We start from the raw sequence: 15,431 nt of genomic DNA on the forward strand, positions 1-15,431 counted from the left end.
CGCGATCGCCAAGCAGCTCAATGAAAGGCCACGAAAGACCTTGCTCTTTCAAACCCCAGCTGAGAAGTTCGCAGAATGTGTTGCGGCGATCAGTTGAACCCGCCCTTCATTGCGATTCCGGCGGCGCTTGTCGTGGTCGCGTGGTTCGCGCCGACGGCGAGCGAGCGAAAGACGGCCATCGCGTTCATCCTGCTCATGGTAGTCGGCGTTGGCGCCGGGGTCACCGCGCGCGGGCAGATGTCGGCGATGTTCCTCAATCTTGCGGCCGGTAAACTCGAGTCGCGGCCGGCTATTGGTACGGAGCCCGGCTGCACGAAGGTCGACCTGGACAATTCGGTCGCCATTCGCCGGCAGCTGTACACCGACGCCTTCCGGCTCCTGCCGGATGCCGGCCCCTTCGGCATCGGCCTCGATCAGTTCAGTGCACGCGCCTGTGTCAAAGGCATCCCGCCCCACAACGCCTTCCTTCAGGCCGCGCTCGAGTTCGGCTGGCCGGCTGGCGCTGCGCTGGTCCTTCTTGTGATCACCGCGGCCGGCCGGCGCTCCTTCGCGATGGCGCCCTTGTCCCGCGAGCACGTGTTTGCGATCGCGGCCCTGCTCTACGTCGTGATGCTCGCCATGGTGCACGGCCGGATCAGCCGCGAAACCACGCTGTTCCTCCTGCTAGGATACGCTGCCGAGCTGCGGGCGTCGGCTGGAAGCATGATGCGCGCCTGGCTTCTGCGCCCCTTGTGAGGAATCGAAAGGCAGACCTGGGCCGCCTTCTTCACCTGGGGGAAAAAAGGTCTCAGGCCGCCGCGGGCGCACACCGGCGTCGAAGTCGAAATACCGGGACGCGCGGGGAACGTCGGGAGTGGTCGGGGCAGCTGGACTGGTTCTGCCCCGACGAAAAATTCAACAAATTCAATAAATGCTTGAGTCTCAAAGGCTTGTTAGATACCGATAGCCCCGTCAACTGTTACGACTCCGTGTCGCGAGGGGGCCATGGGACTAGCGTCAAATATTCAGCGCCGGGGTGGTTCGGCGGTCTACTACGTGCGCCTCGCAGTCCCCAAAAAACTCCAGTCCATCGTCGGAAAGAAAGAGATCTGGAAGTCGACCGGTGTGCGGGATCCGAAGGCCGCGCGCCTCGCCGCACTGCCGATCCTGGCGAAGTATAGGGCGCAATTCGAGGAACTGGCCCAGCGCCAGGAACCAACGCCCGGCGACCTCCAGGCGGCCGTCTGGCGGCATTACGAAAGCCTCCTGGACCACGACCAGCGTGAGCGGGCCGCCATGCCCACGTCCGCAATGGTGCAGCAAGCCAAGGATCGTCTAACGCACGAGATCGGCGCCGGCTTGGTCGAATGGTCCGGCAATCCGCTTGTGCAGTTGAACGCCGCGCTCGACGTCATGGTGATGAAAGACGCCCCTGCCCTGGCCCGCGATCGGCGGGATATCAAGCTGGCCCAACTCCGGAAACATCTCGCAGTGGGTGAGACGGGGCCGATCGAATGGGCAGCGGATGACGTGATCCAACGGGACCGGCTGTTGATCGAGAAGGGATCGCCGGCCTATCGGGATCTGTGTCAGCGGCTACAGCGCGCGGAGATCCAAATGCTTGAACGCGCCGCTGAGCGCGACCAGGGCAATTGGTCCGGCGTGCCGAATGATCAAGCTGTAGCGCCAGCCGATCCTACTGCCGGCCGTAAGAAAGCAGCTCCAGGCGAGAGCCTGTGGGAGCTGTATGACCGTTTCGAGCGCGAGAAAAAGGCGTCGGTGTCGCTGGACACATGGACGCAGAACCGCGTCATCGTCGGGTTGTTCTTTGAGTTCATTGGCGAGACCTCGCACGTCTCCGCGATCACGAGGAAGGCCGTCCGCGACTGGAAACACGCCCTCGCCTCTTGGCCCGTGAAGGCAGTCAAGATCAAAGAATTCCAGGGGATGACCTTCCGAAAGATCATCGAAGCAAACAAGACAATCGGCAAGGCGACGATCAGCGAGAACACCACTAACCGCTACCTGTCGGCGATCGCGGGCTTCTGTGAATGGCTGCTCAACAATGAGTTTATCGACGCGGATGTGATCAGGGGCATGTTCTTGGCGATCGACAAGAAAAAGCAGAAGGTGTTCCCCTACTCCGACGATCAGTTGCGCAAGATTTTCACGTCGCCGCTGATGACGCGCTGTGCTGGCGACGACCAGGAGCACAAACCCGGTGACATCGAGATCAGGGATTGGCGCTATTGGTTGCCCTGGATCGCAATCCATACCGGCGCGCGCCTGGGCGAGCTGGCGCAGTTATTGACGGCGGACGTTCGGCAACTGCACGGCGTCTGGATTCTTCACGTCACCCGCGAGGGCTCGCGATTGAAGTCCACCAAAACGGATGGCAGCCAGCGCGTGGTCCCGGTTCATAGCGAGCTGATCAAGCTCGGCTTCCTCGACTATCATGCGGCAATGGTGGCACGCGGCGAAGTGCAGCTATTCCCCGACTTGAAGCCCGACACTCGCGGGTTTTTCTCTCGCACGCCGTCGCGGTTCTTTGCGGGTTACTTCAAGCTGATTGGCGTCAAGACTGACAAGCGCCACAACTTCCATTCGTTCCGGCATGGGGTTGCAGATGCATTCCGCGCGGCAGGCTTCCTCGACGAACAGCATGGCGTGCTGCTCGGACATACTCGGAGCACGACGACGGGCAGATACGGCATCATGCCAGAGGGACCGCTGCGGGACCGCGTCACGATGATCGAGGCCATTAGCTACTCGCTTTAGTTTGCCCGGCCCCCATGCTGTCCAATTTGTCTAGCTCTTCTTGGAGGACGGTGCGCCAGACCAACTGCGTTTGAACTAGCAGATGCCCAATGATGTATTTCGCAGCCTTCGCCGCGTCCTCGGCATTTTGAACCCACTGCTTTCGGGCCTCTCTAAAGGCAATCCGATGTAACAGCTTCCAAGGCCCCTCTTGCGCTTTCGGCTCGGGACCCATCATCATCAATTCAAGCGTTTCTATGCGCTTAATTTCCCTTGGAACGTAGGACTGCTGATGCACGTGAATGCCGCGTGCAGCCACCATTTTACCGAAGAAGCCTTTGTGCAACTTTATGACCAGCCGATTTACCGACGACAGGTCTACCTGAAACGAGCGTGAGGTTGCGCAAGCGATCAGGTGGTTCACAAAGGCCTTTAAACGCTCCTCCAGGATGTAAGTTTCGTTCACGATCAGATAGTAGCAATTCTCCATGTGCTGGGCGCGCGAGATCTTTCCTCCCCAGGGATAGAGCCTGACCATTGTTGCCATAGCGTCGAATCGGTTTGGCACCTGCATCAACTCCATAAGGCCGTGAAGCAATCGGACGACGGACTGGTCGACGGATGACACAGGCACCGGCAGAGGGGCATCACCGAGAAGATCAGCCATCAAGCTGTCGTTCACTGCCTTCATCCGCTCTGGGTCGTCGTCGATACGAGCGGAAACCAGTTTGATGCACAAGCCAAATGCTTCCGCATACTCGGCCGGCAACGGTCCATCGATCGCTCTAGGCTCGCTCTCGTCAGGCATGAAAAATCCCCCGCGCAATCTAAGCGCGAGGGATGATTCAGGGCAATAGGTTGCGAATGCTAACGGGGTTTCGCCGTGCCGAGTCTTATCGCCCTCGCTAACTCAGCGAGCATCCATTCCGCCGTTCCTTCCGGCGACTTGCCTGGAAGAAGTCTGCAAGGTGCGGTTTGGTATTGAGAATGCTCTAGGTAGACAAGCTGACCGTCGAAATACCAATCCGCTGTGAGGCCCGATTTCGGGCCGACCGTCCCCTCTCGGTCGTCGCTCATGCCGCCTCCTTCAGAAATTCGTGCGGCCCAAGCACGCCTTCGTCGCGGCACCACGCTTCGACGGCATCAATCTCACCGGTCGCGATGATGCAGTTGTTCTCTACAATGGCGTAGGACGCCTGAAGGCTGTTCGCTCCTCTCGGGCTCAGCTTGCAGATGCGCTGATGATGTTCGGACGCGCGATTGAAACGACGTCGGGCGGCGGAATACGTGACGGCGATGGAGCTGGGCTGCGGCGCCGCTTGGACGATTTTCAACAGTTCGGGCGACAAATTGCTTTTTGCGGGCATTCAATCTTCTCCTGTCATCAGTCGGAATGATCCTCTGAGACGAAACCAGCCGGCGGGTTGCGCCGGCTGGTAACGACATGGAGGAGCGAACGGCCCCGACTGTGAGTGCCTATCGCGCTGAGCCTGTAGTCAGCGCGATATGGGATCTCGCAGCGAATCTTTGCATGGGTGTTATGCGACTTCGCTGCTCTCCGGGTAGACGTCTGCGGCGCACAACGCGACTTGGACTTGGTTCTCGACCCAGGCGCGGCCCATCGCGACATAGTCGTCGGAGCCGGCATGGGCGTCGGTCAGCGCTTTCACGAGCGCGAAGTAACGGTCGTCGGCAATCAACATTGGTATTCCCTTTCAGCCCCACCATTAGCGGTATGTGGCGCCATAAGACTCATATTCGCGAAGTGGCGTCAATAAAATATTCTCGTTAAGATTGTAAGTCAGTGCTGACTTACAGCGTCGTGCGCGGGGCAACCCGTTGCAGTCTGACGAGTTGCTCAGTAACAGATCCGATTGCAACTATTGGAAGGAACGCCCGTGGCCAAACCACCGGACTTTGCGACAGAATTCTTTACGATCGAACGGACCGTCGAGGTCGTAGTGAATCTTAAGGTCTTTCGAATCGAGGTTATGCAATCGAGCGGCGGTGACAAACCGTTCAGCACGCGCACTTATGAGCGAGAGGATATTGTTGCCCAACCGGCCTATGCATCGGTCGGGAATCCCGAACGAAAGCCCGAGACCTACGCAGCGTGGAAGTCACTCGACCTTGGCTGGACTGCTAGGGAGACGGCCGAGGGGGCGCTCGACCAAGCCCTGGGGTTCCTGGGCGAACGATTTCGGGACTAGGACGTGAGCCGGCCGGAGGCCGGCGCATGGCCGGGAGCAGTCCAATCCCTGGGAAAGCCTCTCTTCATAACCGCGAGCATCACATCTCCGGAAATAGGTTTTAGAAGCCGGGCCTCTTGGCCCGGCGGGGGTCGAGGGGGCGGCAGCCCCCTCCTTCGACGATTCCTGTCACGCCGTTCCTCACTCTTTAAGTAACCTTTCTAGTAACTACTAAACTACTATAGAAAAATTCGTGACACGAAATCGATCCGGCCCGGATGCGAAAAACCCTGAAATTTTAGATGATTTTGGCGCGTTCGCCTGAAATCAGGGCCCAACAAAACGGGCTGAATTTTGTTGGACCCTGCCGGTTTAGCCGGCCCGCTTTGTTGGACCCTGCCGGACAAACCAGGGGCCGCCCTTTGCCTCCAAATGGAGGCAGATCGTCCGCCAGCGTATGGCTGTATCCCGACTGATGTTCTCGTCCCAGGCGTCGTTGTAAAGCTTCGCAAGCTTGGCACCGGATACCTTCATCCCGCTCTCCCTCGCCTCGCGCAACTCGCCGTAGAAGCGAGTGTAGGCGACCTCGTTTCCCCGGAGCTGTTCGAGCCTCTTGTCGTGGTTGGGGTTCGCGGTCGCGCGCATGAGCCGTTCCAGCGCTTTCTGGTTCTGAACGTCTTTGGACGCGCGGTGCTGGCGTTGCCGGTCGGCATCCTTTGCTCGCTTTCGGTCGGCGCGTATGCGGAGTTTGGCCTGTGCCTCGGCCTCGGCGAGTGCAAGGTCGCGTTCGCGGGTGCGCTCTTTCCTTACGAGCCGGCTCTGCCCCGCCAATCGCGCTAAACGTTTCCAGGCGGGATCTTCGGCCTGCTCTAGTGCTTCGATCGCGGCAACGTCGGCGGCGTCGAGCTTGCTCTCGTCCAAACTTTTTTTTGAAGTCGAGAGTGAGATTGTGTGCGTGATCGTCGATTATTTTGCTATTATTCACGTATCGAAACTTTCTGTCTGAGCAACGGCAAGGGTCGATCTTCTTTAAAGGCCACCCGTTTCGCCGGCGGGTGGCCTTTCAGCTATAGCGAGATCTTTCGGGATCGCGCCCTGTTTATCGACGCAGGATGCCGCCCGGCCGCATCTGTGTGCGGAATTCCTGGGCGATCAGGGTCAGAATGTGGTGCCGCGCTGCCTGGGCGATGTTCTCGCCCATGCGCTGATGATCTTGAGCGGATTGGCCGGGGCTGCCCTGCACATTGACGCTGATCTGCGGCGCGATCACATGCTGCGGGCCGATCATGGGCGCGGCCCCGCTGCCGGCGCCGCCGACTAAGCCGCCATCCGCAAATCGGGGAATGCGATCGGCGTTTATCGCCTGTAAGAGCGGCAGATGCTTGGCCGTCGCGCTCGCGCGCACCACGAATTCTCCATCGCTGAGGTGCGCCGCGATGCTATCTGACGTGCCCGTTCCTGGTCCCCGGATCAGGCCACCGTCCGCCTTTGCGACCGGGCCGATGAATGCGCCATCGCCGGGCATGGGCAGCGAGGATCCAACCAGCCCACCGTCGCTGAATCCGAACATCCCAGACAGCCCGCGCATGATCGGTGCGACGACAAGAGCCTTGATCATCGCTTCCTCAAGGGCGCGCACGATGGCCTTAGACATGCTCGCGAAGCCGTCGCTGACGCTCTTGGTGCCGTTCATGATGTCCGCGAGGCCGCTGGTAAGACTGCTGCTCATGGTGGTGCCGATCGAGCGCATGGCCTCGTTGGTCCGCATGGCCGATGCCTCAACCGAGTTCAAGGCGGTCGCGACGTCGGGATAGAGGCCCCTCAACTGCTCCGCGATGACGACGTCGCTGAAATCCAATAGCGAGGTCTGCCGGCCGCGCCGGATCGACTGGGCAACGGTGGCCTTCTCGATGGCCTCGGTGGCCTTCCCATAGGCCTCGGTGACCTCCTGGATACGCTGGCGCTGCTCTGCCGTCACAACCCCCTCGCCCTTCCCAGCCGCAGCGTTAGCCTGCATGGCGACGACCTGGAGCTGGGCCGCGATCTTGTTCTTCTCGCGCGCGGCGGTCGAGAGGTCGAGGCCAGCGGCCTCTTCCCTCAACGCGGCGGTGCGCTTCTCGATGCTGTCAGCGGCCGTTCCCAGCTTGTCCACATTGCCGCCCGTGTCGATCTTCGTCGGCGCTGGGCCGGTGCCGCGCGATTGACCAGGGACAGCCGGACCATACTGATCGCCGGTCCCTGTCAGCGCCGCGATTTCCTTTTGGAGGCGGTCGCGGTGGGCCAGAAGGTTTTCCTGGGTCGAGTTGGTCAGCTTGACGCCGCCGATCTCGATAGCAGGTAGATCGATGCTGCCAAACAACCCGCTCCCGGTCCCGTTCAAGCGGGCGTTGACCTGGGCGAGCGCGTCCCGCTTGGCGTCGAGGTCGGTGGAGCTCGCCGCCATGCCGGGAATGCGCGGCATCTTGTTCGACAATTCGACCGCCTTGGCGATGTAGCCGATCACGTCGGCCCAGGCGCCCTTGATATCCATCATGACGCTGGCGAGATCGTCCCAGGACGGTTTGAGCGCGGTCGAAAGGCGTTGATGGGCGAGCTTAAGCTGGTCGTCGACTTCCTTCGCGCGCTCGACCAGGGCGTTGCTAAAGATGCCGTCCGAGTTGGCGCTGGCTTCCTTGATCGTTGCCAGCATGCTCTCGGCACTGGTCTTGCCCTGTCGCATGCGATCGATGATCTGGGCACCGAACATCTTCTCGCCCAGGTCGAGGGAGGCGGCGTGCTGGCCGATTTGGTCGAGCTGAACCATGGCCGCGAGCACGGCCTTGATCTTGTCCTCCTGGGTCTTAGCGTCCCGGAAGAGAACCAAGCCCTGCAACTGCTGGCCGGCGGTCTTTGCGAGAGTTTCGTTGTAGACGCGCAAGGCCTTTTCGACCTCGGTGATCTTCTCTTCGCCGACGCTCCACTCGCCGATGTCGATCGGAGACCGATCCTTGGTCGCGTTGAACGCATGGTCGAGGGCGGATTCCAGCTCGCCGGCTTCGACCTTGAGCTTCGTCGCTTCCTTCGTAAAGGCCTGCAAGAACTGCGGGGACACACCGACATTGTTGGCTTTGTCCGCGATCTCGACCATTTGTTGCATCTGCTCGCGCGCGCCGCTGATCGCGGCCGTCATGAGCTTATAGGCGCCAACCGCGAGCGCGACCTTGCCGGCGAGTTCAACGACACCGCGCGCCATGGTCGCAAAGATCGCGTCTTTCGCGAGGTCTTTGTTCATGTCGAGGAACTGCTTCGCGATCTGGCGCGTAGCGGTGCCAGCCAGTGAGCTGGTCTGCTTCATCTGGTCGCGGAATTTCTCCAGATCCACGCTGATGGGGATCCTGAGACTAGGTGCGGGCATTGGCATCTCCGAAGAAACAGGCTGCCAAAACCTCGCTGGCGATCAGGACATTAGGCGCGAGTGGCTTGCCGCGCACATGGGCGTCGAGCAGTCGCTTCACCTCGCTCTCGGGCGTGCCGCCTCCAAGCAGACCGAACTCGATCACGCGCTCTACGTCGGTAGCCGAATAGTTGTTTGCCTCAAAGCGCCCCCAAATGGCCGAAATCGAGCTACCGCCTGGCCCGGGAATGCCCCGCCAAGACAAGACGCGCCTGACCCAGGGATGATTGAGATTGAACGTGTGCGTTCCGCCGACCCATGTGATTGTGCGTGCGCATTTGTCATCAGCCATTGGAAAGCTCCTCGTTTACAGCCTCGTTGATCACCCCCTGCATTTCCTCGCGCATGGTGTTGTAGGTCGAATAAAAGAACGGCCGCGCCGGCTGGCGGCTGGTCCCGAATTCGAAGCCCAGGCTGTAATCATACGCCACATTTGATCCTTGCCGGACTTCTTTTGTTGTCAACTCGCCGCCGGCCTGGACGATCCATTCCAGCTCATGGGCGCCGGCCACCACAACGCACGACTCTTCAAGGTGACCAGTCTCGTCCGGCGACTGCTCCAAAGCTTGCAAAGCCTCGCGCTGGGCCTGGGACAAGCGTTCGGCTTGCTCGCGGATGATCGATGATAGCCGCTCGGTGAGCTTGTCGGGCAGCGATTGAAGGTATGCGTCGAGATCGTCGTTATCGGCCATTGGTCACCACGAAAGAAGTTCTACAGCGTTGGGGAGATCATAGAGCGAGCGGTTGCTTTCGCCCGTCGAGGCGCGCGAAACCGCCATGGCGGTCGCAACGGCGCCGTCAATGGAAAGCCAGCGCTTGGACTTGTGGAAGCGCACCGCATGCTGTTGTTTGTTCCGCTCTACCTCAGCGTTAGCGAAGCAGAACCGCAACACCGGATGCCCACCATGCCGGAATCGGCGCGCAATGATCGCGCGTTCGAGTTCCGATAGCGCCGGCATCATGAGGCTGGGGACTTGCCGGAAATCGACGACCTGAAGGCCTTTCTCAAGCAGCCGGGCCTGCATCATGCGGGCCATATAAGGATCGAAAGCGATCTCCTGGACGTTGAAGCGGTCGCAAAGCTCCTCGATAGTCGCTTGGACTTTCTCGAAGTCGATCACATTGCCCTCGGTGGCCGTGATCAGGCCGTCGCGCTCCCACTGGACATAGGGCGCACTGGTCTTGTTCTCACGTTCGCGAAGGTTCGCAGATGGGCAGAAGAACCAGGGATGCACGTCATAGCCGCCATCGTCGTCGGGCCATGTAGCCGTGATGACTGACAGGTCGGTGTTGGAGGAAAGGTCGACCGCAAGCCAACACGGGCGCGAAGCAAGCGCGTCCAGGTCAACCGGAACGTTCCCCTCGTCATAGATCGACATTTCGACAAACGGGCTCGATGCCGCGTCGATCCATTGGTTCAGATTGTAGCAACAGAAGTCTTCACGATCGGCCGGCTTGTCGGCGGCCTCCGATGCCGCTTGCCGCATGCCCTTGAGATCGGGGAACCCGAACTTGAGACCTGGGTTTACGAGGTGCCACACCTTCTCGTCGCGCCAGTCGAATTTGGCCGGCGGCTCGAAGATGATCGGCAGATAGGCCGGGTTATCGATCTCGCCCGTCGCGACTTTTTTTTGCATAGCTGTATTCCTCGAAACCGAGATTGTCCTGCCCGCGCCCGGCCGTGGTGATGATCACTAGCAGCGTGTTCGGCACCTTGAGCAGGCCGCTCTTGAGCGCGCGCCACAGTCGGCGGTTTTTCCAAACGTGCAATTCGTCGATCAGGACGAAATAAGGGGTCTTGCCCTGCTGAACGTCGCCTTCGGCCGGGATTGCCTTCAAGGTCGAGCCGGACGCTACGTGCTCGAGCTCGAGCTCGGATTCGACCACATAGGTAGCTTTGCCGAGTGCCGGCGTCGCCTTGATGAAGGCGCGCGCCTCGTCAAAGGCAAGCTCGGCCTGATCCTCAGCGCTGGCGGCGAGAATACAGGCGCCGCCGGGCACCTTCTCATGGCCGCAAGAGTGCAAAAGGCTCAACGCGGCGCCGAACGTCGTTTTACGGGCGCCGCGCGGGATCTGAATGAAGACGGTTCGCACCTCGCGCTCGCCGGCCGCGTCGGAAGGCCCATAGATGCGCCGCAAGATGCGTTCCCAGAACGGCGCAAGCTCAAACGCATGCCGTGGGGCGGTCGATTTGGGATGCTTCAAGGCCCGGAAGAACTTCACAGCGCGTTCGCCGCGCCCGTGCGGGTCTGGGATGGGTGTCTTATCAAACACCCAGGTCGGATGCACTGTCATCGTCTTCCTGGTCGGTTCGGATTGAGGGGCGGTTACGGGACACGGGCGTCAAGCCAAGCTCAGCCGCCAGAAGCCGCGCGCGGGTCATGGCGTCGGCCTGGATACGGACGGCCGGATGCGCGCGAGGGCCGCGCTCTGTCATCACGACATAGCCCTCGCGGTTGATCGTCTTTTGCTGTTCCTGGACCGTGCCCGTGGCAGCGCAGTAATGCGCGAGCGTGGTCAGGTCGGTTTCCGCCAAGATGCGGCGGTCCATCAACAGCGGTGCAATGCGGCGCCATTCGGCGCGCGCGGCCTTTCCCAGCCATGACGGCGTTTTCGGCGCGTCGGTGATCGGGTTGCTGTCGGGGTTGATAATGGGCTTGCGGCCGCGCATCACTGGGCCCTCAGAGTAAGATTTGCCCATCGATTGTCGTCGAGAATGCCGTTGATGCGACGCACGCGAAATCCCGTGGGCCACGAACCGGTCATGTAGAGCCAGCAAAGGCGAGAGGCCTGATGGAAGTGTCCGTCGATGCAAATTCGACGATGGCCAACACTGTTGATGTTGCCAGCAACCTCGCCGCTCTTTGCGCGGCGAGAATTGGTGTTGGCCATCCAGCGGAAGATACCGGTGGCGGGATCGTAATGGAGTAGCTGCCGGAGGCGTTCTGCGGCAAGCTGTGGTTTCCGGTGGGTCATGCCGCAACCCTCTCGACAAACGGGAGAGCGCGCGGCAATTTGAAATAATGAAGAATCCCGAATGGCCCGGCATTGCTACGGCGGTTGCAATTATTCTGATTGTGATGATCGCTGCCGATCTCAGCAAATGGCAGACAATTGCATCCGCTCTCATAGCGTTCGGCGGTGGTGTTCTCGCCTATCGCGGTGCGATGGCGAAGGTCCGAGAAGATGCGGCAGAGCACAAACGGGAGTTTTTGCGAAGGCAGCTTGCCATCTATCTGAAGCTGGACTTGGCCACGCGAAGACTTCACCAAGATGCTCAAGAGCTCGATGGAATGATCACGTTCCGCGTCGCCGACGACAAAGACGTGTCCGCCTCGCATATCGTTATCAAAGAGCCTCCCGAAATTGCAGAAGCGTGGGACAATCTTGACGTTTTCCCTAGAAGGTTGATCCGGGAAATCGCGTCTATACGAGCCTCGATACAACGTATTCACGATTTGCTCGAAGGATTGGGGCCAACGCATAAGCTTTATGGAGGCACCCAAACGAGGCTCACCCTGATCCATGAGAACGTTTCTGCTATCGTGGGAGCATGCAAGATCGTCTTTGAAGGACTTGAACCTGAGATCGAACAGCTTGCGCCTAACATGCCAGAACGAGAGCGGATGCTCAGGGTTTATGGAGAGGTATGGGATGGCAAGTGATGTCATGGCCCAACCCGCCGACATGTGAGGTCCAGACCACGGCGGCGGCCGATCTCACTGATGCCGATGATCTCGAATTGCTGGCCCTGATAGGTGACCCGGTTTTCCAGCGTCACGCCGTGCAGAAACCACATGCGGAAGGTCAAGATGACGTCGGTGGTCTCCCCGCGCTGGCCTTCCTTGTTGTCGGTCGCGTTCTTCAGGAGCTGGGCGCGCATGGTCGCAAACGTGGTCCAGGTCTTTTCGGGCGCGCCGTAGAGGTCCAGGCCGGTGGTGGGGCGCTGAATTTCAATGAGGCGATCGAGGTTACCGGCCCTCATACCGCCCTCACATTCACGATCGCCGCGACCGAGACGATACCGTGGCTGAACGGGCCATGCGGGTCGCGGAGATAGCGCGTCTGTGTGGCCTGCATGTCGTGAACCGTGAAGCCGTCGATCGGCAGCACGCCGTCAACCTGGGCGTCGATCCGCAAGGCCGCGACGATGGCGGAGACGGCCTCTTTGCATCGGACCAAGCCGGGCTCAGCGAACCAAACATGGAGCGTGGTATAGGAAGTCGCATCCCAACGTCGCAGGATCGATTGCCCCTCGCCAATGTAGACAGCCGGCATGATCTCCGGTCGGCCGTTGGCGTCGATCACGTGATCGGCCGGCACCAGGGCCATCAGCTCCGGGCTCGCGATCAGGCGTGCGCGAATGGCCTTTTGGAGGGCGAGAGACGGGTCGGAAGTGGTCATTTCAGAAGCAAAACGCGCGGTAAGGGGCCAACAAATCAAGGAAACCGAACGGCAATTCGGTCGCGGTCACGCCAACCAGGGATGCTTCGCGGTTCTGGTAAAGGTGCGCGGTCAATTGCAGCACGGCCTCATTCACCGGGGCCGGTGTGCCGTCCGCGTCCACATTCGAGGCTGTATAGGCGCCAACCCACGCCTTTGCGGCCGCGAGCTTGTCGCTAACCAGGGCGTCGTCGGCGTCGATTGAGCCGAGATTGAGGTGGGCTTTCGCCTGATCGAGGGTGATTGGCACGGTCGAAAAAACTCCAATTAGGCGCTCTCTTGCGCGACCCGGGGGGACCGGTCGCAGCGACCGCTTGAGATATTCTCGGGTGCCCCCCGGGTATGTTGTGAGGCCGCAGCGTTGCGGTGCGCTTCGTCGCGCTGTGCAACCAAGTGCTGGTCGAGGCTGTGGCGTAGCTCAGCCATCTGCTCTTCCATCTGGCGCAGACACTGGCGCACCGAGCGTGTCATCTGCCGGTGTGCAGCGTGCATGTCGCGCTGGTAGTCCAGCAGCGCAGGCAGCGACTGTGTGAGTGAACGTTTGGGGTTGGGCCTAGTGGTCATCGTTGGCACTCTTGACGTTGTTTGCGGCTGGTGTGGCAGGGCGAACTAGCTAGCGGAGACCAATTCTTCCGGTCCCAAAAAAGCTTCATGTCGCCGCGATGGGGGATCTTGTGGTCAACGCAATCGGCGATGCGACCACAGCCACAGGCACAGAACCGGTTCTCGGGTCGAGCTAGGAATTCCTTGCTCTCGCGACGCCACTTGCTGTCATAGCCGCGATCGTTGGCATTGGGCCGAAGGCGATCCGTCTCGGCCTTGCGCTTAATCTGGCAGTCACAGAGATCGGTCGCGGCGATGATCTTGCCGCAGCGACATACCCGGCGCGGTTTCCAGGCCATTACGCTGCCCTCGTCTTGGTGAGGTCACCGATGTGGTTGAGGTCGGCCTTGAGGTTCGCCAGTGATCCATCCGCCACGTCTGCGGTCTGATCGTCTTTGCTGCCGAACAAGGCCTTGAGCATCTCTATTCGGCCCTTCTGGGCGTTCATGATCTCAGCCGGTGTCGCGTCCCACACGTCCTCGGGAGCCCAGCCAAGCCAGCCCGTGCCGATCTGGAAGAGATGGGTGAAGTATTCATCGAACGGGATCGGCTTGCCGGTGGTGTCTGCCTTGCCGCTGCTCTTGTCGGCGCCGGCGAGGACTAGGACGAATTCGATCAGATCGCTGGTTGCGGCCATGAGGTCGCGCACAATGCCGTTGCCTGCGAGGGCGTAAGCGGCCCATGCGGACTTGTCCGTCACGGTCGCGGTGATCAGGTCCGTTGCCGTGGTCAGGCTTCCTTCCGCGAGGTAGCGCGAGAGGTTATGGAAGCCGTCGTAACGTTCGTATAGGATGAATGCGGCTCGCAGCGACGGCTTCAAGTCGAAAGACTTGTCGCCGAGCTGGAGGGCAAAGGTATTCGCTGCGAGCCGCATGATCATGTCCTCTTAGGTCGCGGAGACCTTGAGCTTCACGAAGCGATCGGGATGGGTCACGTCGGCGCCGACGCGCTTGCGGGCGTGGAAGCGAACCTGCCCCTTCGTCGCAAGCGTGTAGGGATCGCGAAGCATGGAAAGGCCGATGCGATCGACGATGCGATAACCCTTCAGGTCACCGAAGATGATCGGGAAAGCGTTGGCGGTGATGTCGGGCATATCGATCGCTTCCACGATCGGACGGCCAAGCAGCGTGGTCGGCGCGCCATCCGAGATCGGGTCGAGAACGAGGTAGCGGCCCATACCGTCCTTCCACAGGCGGATCGCGCCGAGCGTGTTGCGGTTCATGAGCCACACGCCATTCTGGGCATGGACGCCGGGGAGCTTGTGGAACATGCCAATCAGCACGTCTGCCGGCGTGGAGGTCGGGAAGCCGCCAGCGTTGCCGGTGACGATCGTCTGAATGCCGCTGGCGCTCAGAAGACCCTTGGGCTTCTTGCTGCCGTTGCCGGTGACGAATGCCGTTCCTTCAGCGATACCGAAGCTCTCGCTCAGGTCGGAAGTCAATTCGCCTTCGAGATTGTAGGCGTTGTCTTCCAGGAGCTGGTTGGACACGTCGGTAAAGGTCGCCATCTCATAGGGTGTAATCGCGACCTGCTCATAGGACGGTTCGCTTTCGGTGCGGTCCTCGGTTTCATCAACCCAGGTCGCTGCCGTGCTGCCGGTGCGGCGCGGATATTCCACGACGGAGGCGCCGATCGTGCGAACGTTGGCATACTGCCGGATGGGCGAGAACTGGCGCAGAAGCTTTAGGATCTCGTTCCCGAACTCCGGCGGTGCGATCGCGTTGTTGTTGGTGACGACCAGCGACTTCTTTTCGAGGTCATCCATGCGCTCGGCGCCGCCGCGAAGGAACGCTTCGAACGCCTTGGTTTCGATCTTGGGCTCATTGTCGTTGGCGGCGCGATTGCCGGGCCGATTGACCTTGGCCTCGATGCGGTCCAGGCGCTCGGTGAGCTTGGTGTTGTCGTTGGCCGCCTTCGTTTCGAGGGCCGCCTTCAACTCCGCCAGTTCCTTGGCAACTCCGGCGATCGGGTCGTCAACCTCACCGGTGTCTCTAAATTCGAGTGCGTTCGCAGTCTTCATTGGGTAG

Annotated in this window: 20 protein-coding genes; 4 read left to right on the forward strand and 16 right to left on the reverse strand. The window is 60.5% G+C overall.

The annotated features are described in order from the left end of the window. Window positions 1-93 precede the first annotated feature (93 nt). Together AC629_RS11200 and AC629_RS11205 are read left to right on the forward strand one after the other, a co-directional pair. Window positions 94-735, forward strand: a complete 642-nt coding sequence (locus tag AC629_RS11200) for an O-antigen ligase family protein (RefSeq protein ID WP_084804828.1) — start codon at window positions 94-96, stop codon at window positions 733-735. A 249-nt stretch (window positions 736-984) separates the two neighbouring features. Then, window positions 985-2,757: a site-specific integrase gene (locus AC629_RS11205; protein ID WP_084804829.1), complete on the forward strand. Its 1,773-nt coding sequence runs from the start codon at window positions 985-987 to the stop codon at window positions 2,755-2,757. On the opposite strand, the gene AC629_RS11210 is transcribed toward AC629_RS11205, so the two are convergent. The 3 genes from AC629_RS11210 to AC629_RS46680 form a co-directional block, all read right to left on the reverse strand. Next, window positions 2,741-3,544: a hypothetical protein gene (locus AC629_RS11210; RefSeq protein WP_084804830.1), complete on the reverse strand. Its 804-nt coding sequence runs from the start codon at window positions 3,542-3,544 to the stop codon at window positions 2,741-2,743. The two genes, AC629_RS11205 and AC629_RS11210, sit on opposite strands and share 17 nt — an antisense overlap. A gap of 265 nt (window positions 3,545-3,809) precedes the next feature. Next, window positions 3,810-4,103, reverse strand: a complete 294-nt coding sequence (locus AC629_RS11215) for a hypothetical protein (protein WP_084804831.1) — start codon at window positions 4,101-4,103, stop codon at window positions 3,810-3,812. Between the two features lie 171 nt (window positions 4,104-4,274). After that, complete coding sequence (locus tag AC629_RS46680; RefSeq protein ID WP_168195449.1) at window positions 4,275-4,439, reverse strand: hypothetical protein; 165 nt, start codon at window positions 4,437-4,439, stop codon at window positions 4,275-4,277. A 195-nt stretch (window positions 4,440-4,634) separates the two neighbouring features. Between AC629_RS46680 and AC629_RS11220 the strand changes: the two genes are divergently transcribed. Further along, the gene (locus tag AC629_RS11220; protein WP_084804832.1) at window positions 4,635-4,946 is read left to right on the forward strand and encodes a hypothetical protein; all 312 of its coding nucleotides are present in this window, start codon (window positions 4,635-4,637) and stop codon (window positions 4,944-4,946) included. 351 nt (window positions 4,947-5,297) lie between these two features. On the opposite strand, the gene AC629_RS11225 is transcribed toward AC629_RS11220, so the two are convergent. The 8 genes from AC629_RS11225 to AC629_RS11255 all read right to left on the reverse strand — a co-directional run bounded on the left by AC629_RS11225 (window position 5,298) and on the right by AC629_RS11255 (window position 11,334). Then, window positions 5,298-5,846: a hypothetical protein gene (locus AC629_RS11225; protein WP_084804833.1), complete on the reverse strand. Its 549-nt coding sequence runs from the start codon at window positions 5,844-5,846 to the stop codon at window positions 5,298-5,300. 178 nt (window positions 5,847-6,024) lie between these two features. Then, on the reverse strand, window positions 6,025-8,319 hold the full coding sequence (locus tag AC629_RS11230) for a hypothetical protein (protein ID WP_143199056.1): 2,295 nt from the start codon (window positions 8,317-8,319) through the stop codon (window positions 6,025-6,027). Beyond that, entirely contained in the window at window positions 8,306-8,650 is a 345-nt protein-coding gene (locus AC629_RS11235; RefSeq protein ID WP_084804835.1) for a gene transfer agent family protein, read from the reverse strand. Before AC629_RS11235 ends, AC629_RS11230 begins: the two co-directional genes overlap by 14 nt. Next, window positions 8,643-9,050: an HK97-gp10 family putative phage morphogenesis protein gene (locus AC629_RS11240; RefSeq protein ID WP_084804836.1), complete on the reverse strand. Its 408-nt coding sequence runs from the start codon at window positions 9,048-9,050 to the stop codon at window positions 8,643-8,645. Before AC629_RS11240 ends, AC629_RS11235 begins: the two co-directional genes overlap by 8 nt. Before the next feature lie 3 nt (window positions 9,051-9,053). Next, on the reverse strand, window positions 9,054-9,995 hold the full coding sequence (locus AC629_RS50135; protein ID WP_349531100.1) for a terminase TerL endonuclease subunit: 942 nt from the start codon (window positions 9,993-9,995) through the stop codon (window positions 9,054-9,056). After that, window positions 9,961-10,497 carry a terminase large subunit domain-containing protein gene (locus AC629_RS50140; RefSeq protein ID WP_349531101.1) on the reverse strand — a complete coding sequence of 179 codons (537 nt, stop codon included), beginning with the start codon at window positions 10,495-10,497 and terminating at the stop codon, window positions 9,961-9,963. Before AC629_RS50140 ends, AC629_RS50135 begins: the two co-directional genes overlap by 35 nt. Window positions 10,498-10,624: 127 nt before the next feature. Beyond that, on the reverse strand, window positions 10,625-11,029 hold the full coding sequence (locus tag AC629_RS11250) for a phage terminase small subunit P27 family (RefSeq protein ID WP_084804837.1): 405 nt from the start codon (window positions 11,027-11,029) through the stop codon (window positions 10,625-10,627). Next, window positions 11,029-11,334, reverse strand: coding sequence for an HNH endonuclease (locus AC629_RS11255; protein WP_143199057.1), 306 nt, complete (start codon window positions 11,332-11,334; stop codon window positions 11,029-11,031). Before AC629_RS11255 ends, AC629_RS11250 begins: the two co-directional genes overlap by 1 nt. Before the next feature lie 47 nt (window positions 11,335-11,381). On the opposite strand from AC629_RS11255, the gene AC629_RS11260 reads away from it, so the two are divergent. After that, complete coding sequence (locus AC629_RS11260) at window positions 11,382-12,023, forward strand: BAR domain-containing protein (RefSeq protein WP_084804839.1); 642 nt, start codon at window positions 11,382-11,384, stop codon at window positions 12,021-12,023. Window positions 12,024-12,025: 2 nt separating this feature from the next. Here the strand turns inward: AC629_RS11260 and AC629_RS11265 are convergent, their stop codons facing one another. The 5 genes from AC629_RS11265 to AC629_RS11295 form a co-directional block, all read right to left on the reverse strand. After that, entirely contained in the window at window positions 12,026-12,343 is a 318-nt protein-coding gene (locus AC629_RS11265) for a head-tail adaptor protein (RefSeq protein WP_084804840.1), read from the reverse strand. After that, window positions 12,340-12,762, reverse strand: a complete 423-nt coding sequence (locus AC629_RS11270) for a DUF3168 domain-containing protein (protein ID WP_084804841.1) — start codon at window positions 12,760-12,762, stop codon at window positions 12,340-12,342. The genes AC629_RS11265 and AC629_RS11270 overlap by 4 nt, the downstream gene beginning before the upstream one ends. A 1-nt stretch (window position 12,763) precedes the next feature. Continuing rightward, window positions 12,764-13,051 (reverse strand): head-tail connector protein, encoded by a 288-nt coding sequence (locus AC629_RS11275; RefSeq protein WP_084804842.1) that lies wholly within the window; start codon window positions 13,049-13,051, stop codon window positions 12,764-12,766. A gap of 651 nt (window positions 13,052-13,702) precedes the next feature. Continuing rightward, window positions 13,703-14,278 (reverse strand): phage tail assembly chaperone, encoded by a 576-nt coding sequence (locus AC629_RS47650; protein WP_210419021.1) that lies wholly within the window; start codon window positions 14,276-14,278, stop codon window positions 13,703-13,705. 12 nt (window positions 14,279-14,290) lie between these two features. Then, window positions 14,291-15,424 carry a phage major capsid protein gene (locus AC629_RS11295; RefSeq protein WP_084804846.1) on the reverse strand — a complete coding sequence of 378 codons (1,134 nt, stop codon included), beginning with the start codon at window positions 15,422-15,424 and terminating at the stop codon, window positions 14,291-14,293. Window positions 15,425-15,431 lie beyond the last annotated feature (7 nt).

The organism is Bradyrhizobium sp. NAS80.1 (assembly GCF_001908205.1).
Taxonomy (GTDB): Bacteria; Pseudomonadota; Alphaproteobacteria; order Rhizobiales; family Xanthobacteraceae; genus Bradyrhizobium.

What these genes read in the sequence shown, in the direction of transcription:
- AC629_RS11205 (WP_084804829.1), top strand. Translation starts at nt 985, where the DNA reads ATGGGACTAGCGTCAAATATTCAGCGCCGGGGTGGTTCGGCGGTCTAC.
- AC629_RS11210 (WP_084804830.1), bottom strand. Translation starts at nt 3,544, where the DNA reads ATGCCTGACGAGAGCGAGCCTAGAGCGATCGATGGACCGTTGCCGGCC.
- AC629_RS11215 (WP_084804831.1), bottom strand. Translation starts at nt 4,103, where the DNA reads ATGCCCGCAAAAAGCAATTTGTCGCCCGAACTGTTGAAAATCGTCCAA.
- AC629_RS46680 (WP_168195449.1), bottom strand. Translation starts at nt 4,439, where the DNA reads ATGTTGATTGCCGACGACCGTTACTTCGCGCTCGTGAAAGCGCTGACC.
- AC629_RS11230 (WP_143199056.1), bottom strand. Translation starts at nt 8,319, where the DNA reads ATGCCCGCACCTAGTCTCAGGATCCCCATCAGCGTGGATCTGGAGAAA.
- AC629_RS11235 (WP_084804835.1), bottom strand. Translation starts at nt 8,650, where the DNA reads ATGGCTGATGACAAATGCGCACGCACAATCACATGGGTCGGCGGAACG.
- AC629_RS11240 (WP_084804836.1), bottom strand. Translation starts at nt 9,050, where the DNA reads ATGGCCGATAACGACGATCTCGACGCATACCTTCAATCGCTGCCCGAC.
- AC629_RS50135 (WP_349531100.1), bottom strand. Translation starts at nt 9,995, where the DNA reads ATGCAAAAAAAAGTCGCGACGGGCGAGATCGATAACCCGGCCTATCTG.
- AC629_RS11250 (WP_084804837.1), bottom strand. Translation starts at nt 11,029, where the DNA reads ATGCGCGGCCGCAAGCCCATTATCAACCCCGACAGCAACCCGATCACC.
- AC629_RS11255 (WP_143199057.1), bottom strand. Translation starts at nt 11,334, where the DNA reads ATGACCCACCGGAAACCACAGCTTGCCGCAGAACGCCTCCGGCAGCTA.
- AC629_RS11260 (WP_084804839.1), top strand. Translation starts at nt 11,382, where the DNA reads ATGAAGAATCCCGAATGGCCCGGCATTGCTACGGCGGTTGCAATTATT.
- AC629_RS11265 (WP_084804840.1), bottom strand. Translation starts at nt 12,343, where the DNA reads ATGAGGGCCGGTAACCTCGATCGCCTCATTGAAATTCAGCGCCCCACC.
- AC629_RS11270 (WP_084804841.1), bottom strand. Translation starts at nt 12,762, where the DNA reads ATGACCACTTCCGACCCGTCTCTCGCCCTCCAAAAGGCCATTCGCGCA.
- AC629_RS47650 (WP_210419021.1), bottom strand. Translation starts at nt 14,278, where the DNA reads ATGCGGCTCGCAGCGAATACCTTTGCCCTCCAGCTCGGCGACAAGTCT.
- AC629_RS11295 (WP_084804846.1), bottom strand. Translation starts at nt 15,424, where the DNA reads ATGAAGACTGCGAACGCACTCGAATTTAGAGACACCGGTGAGGTTGAC.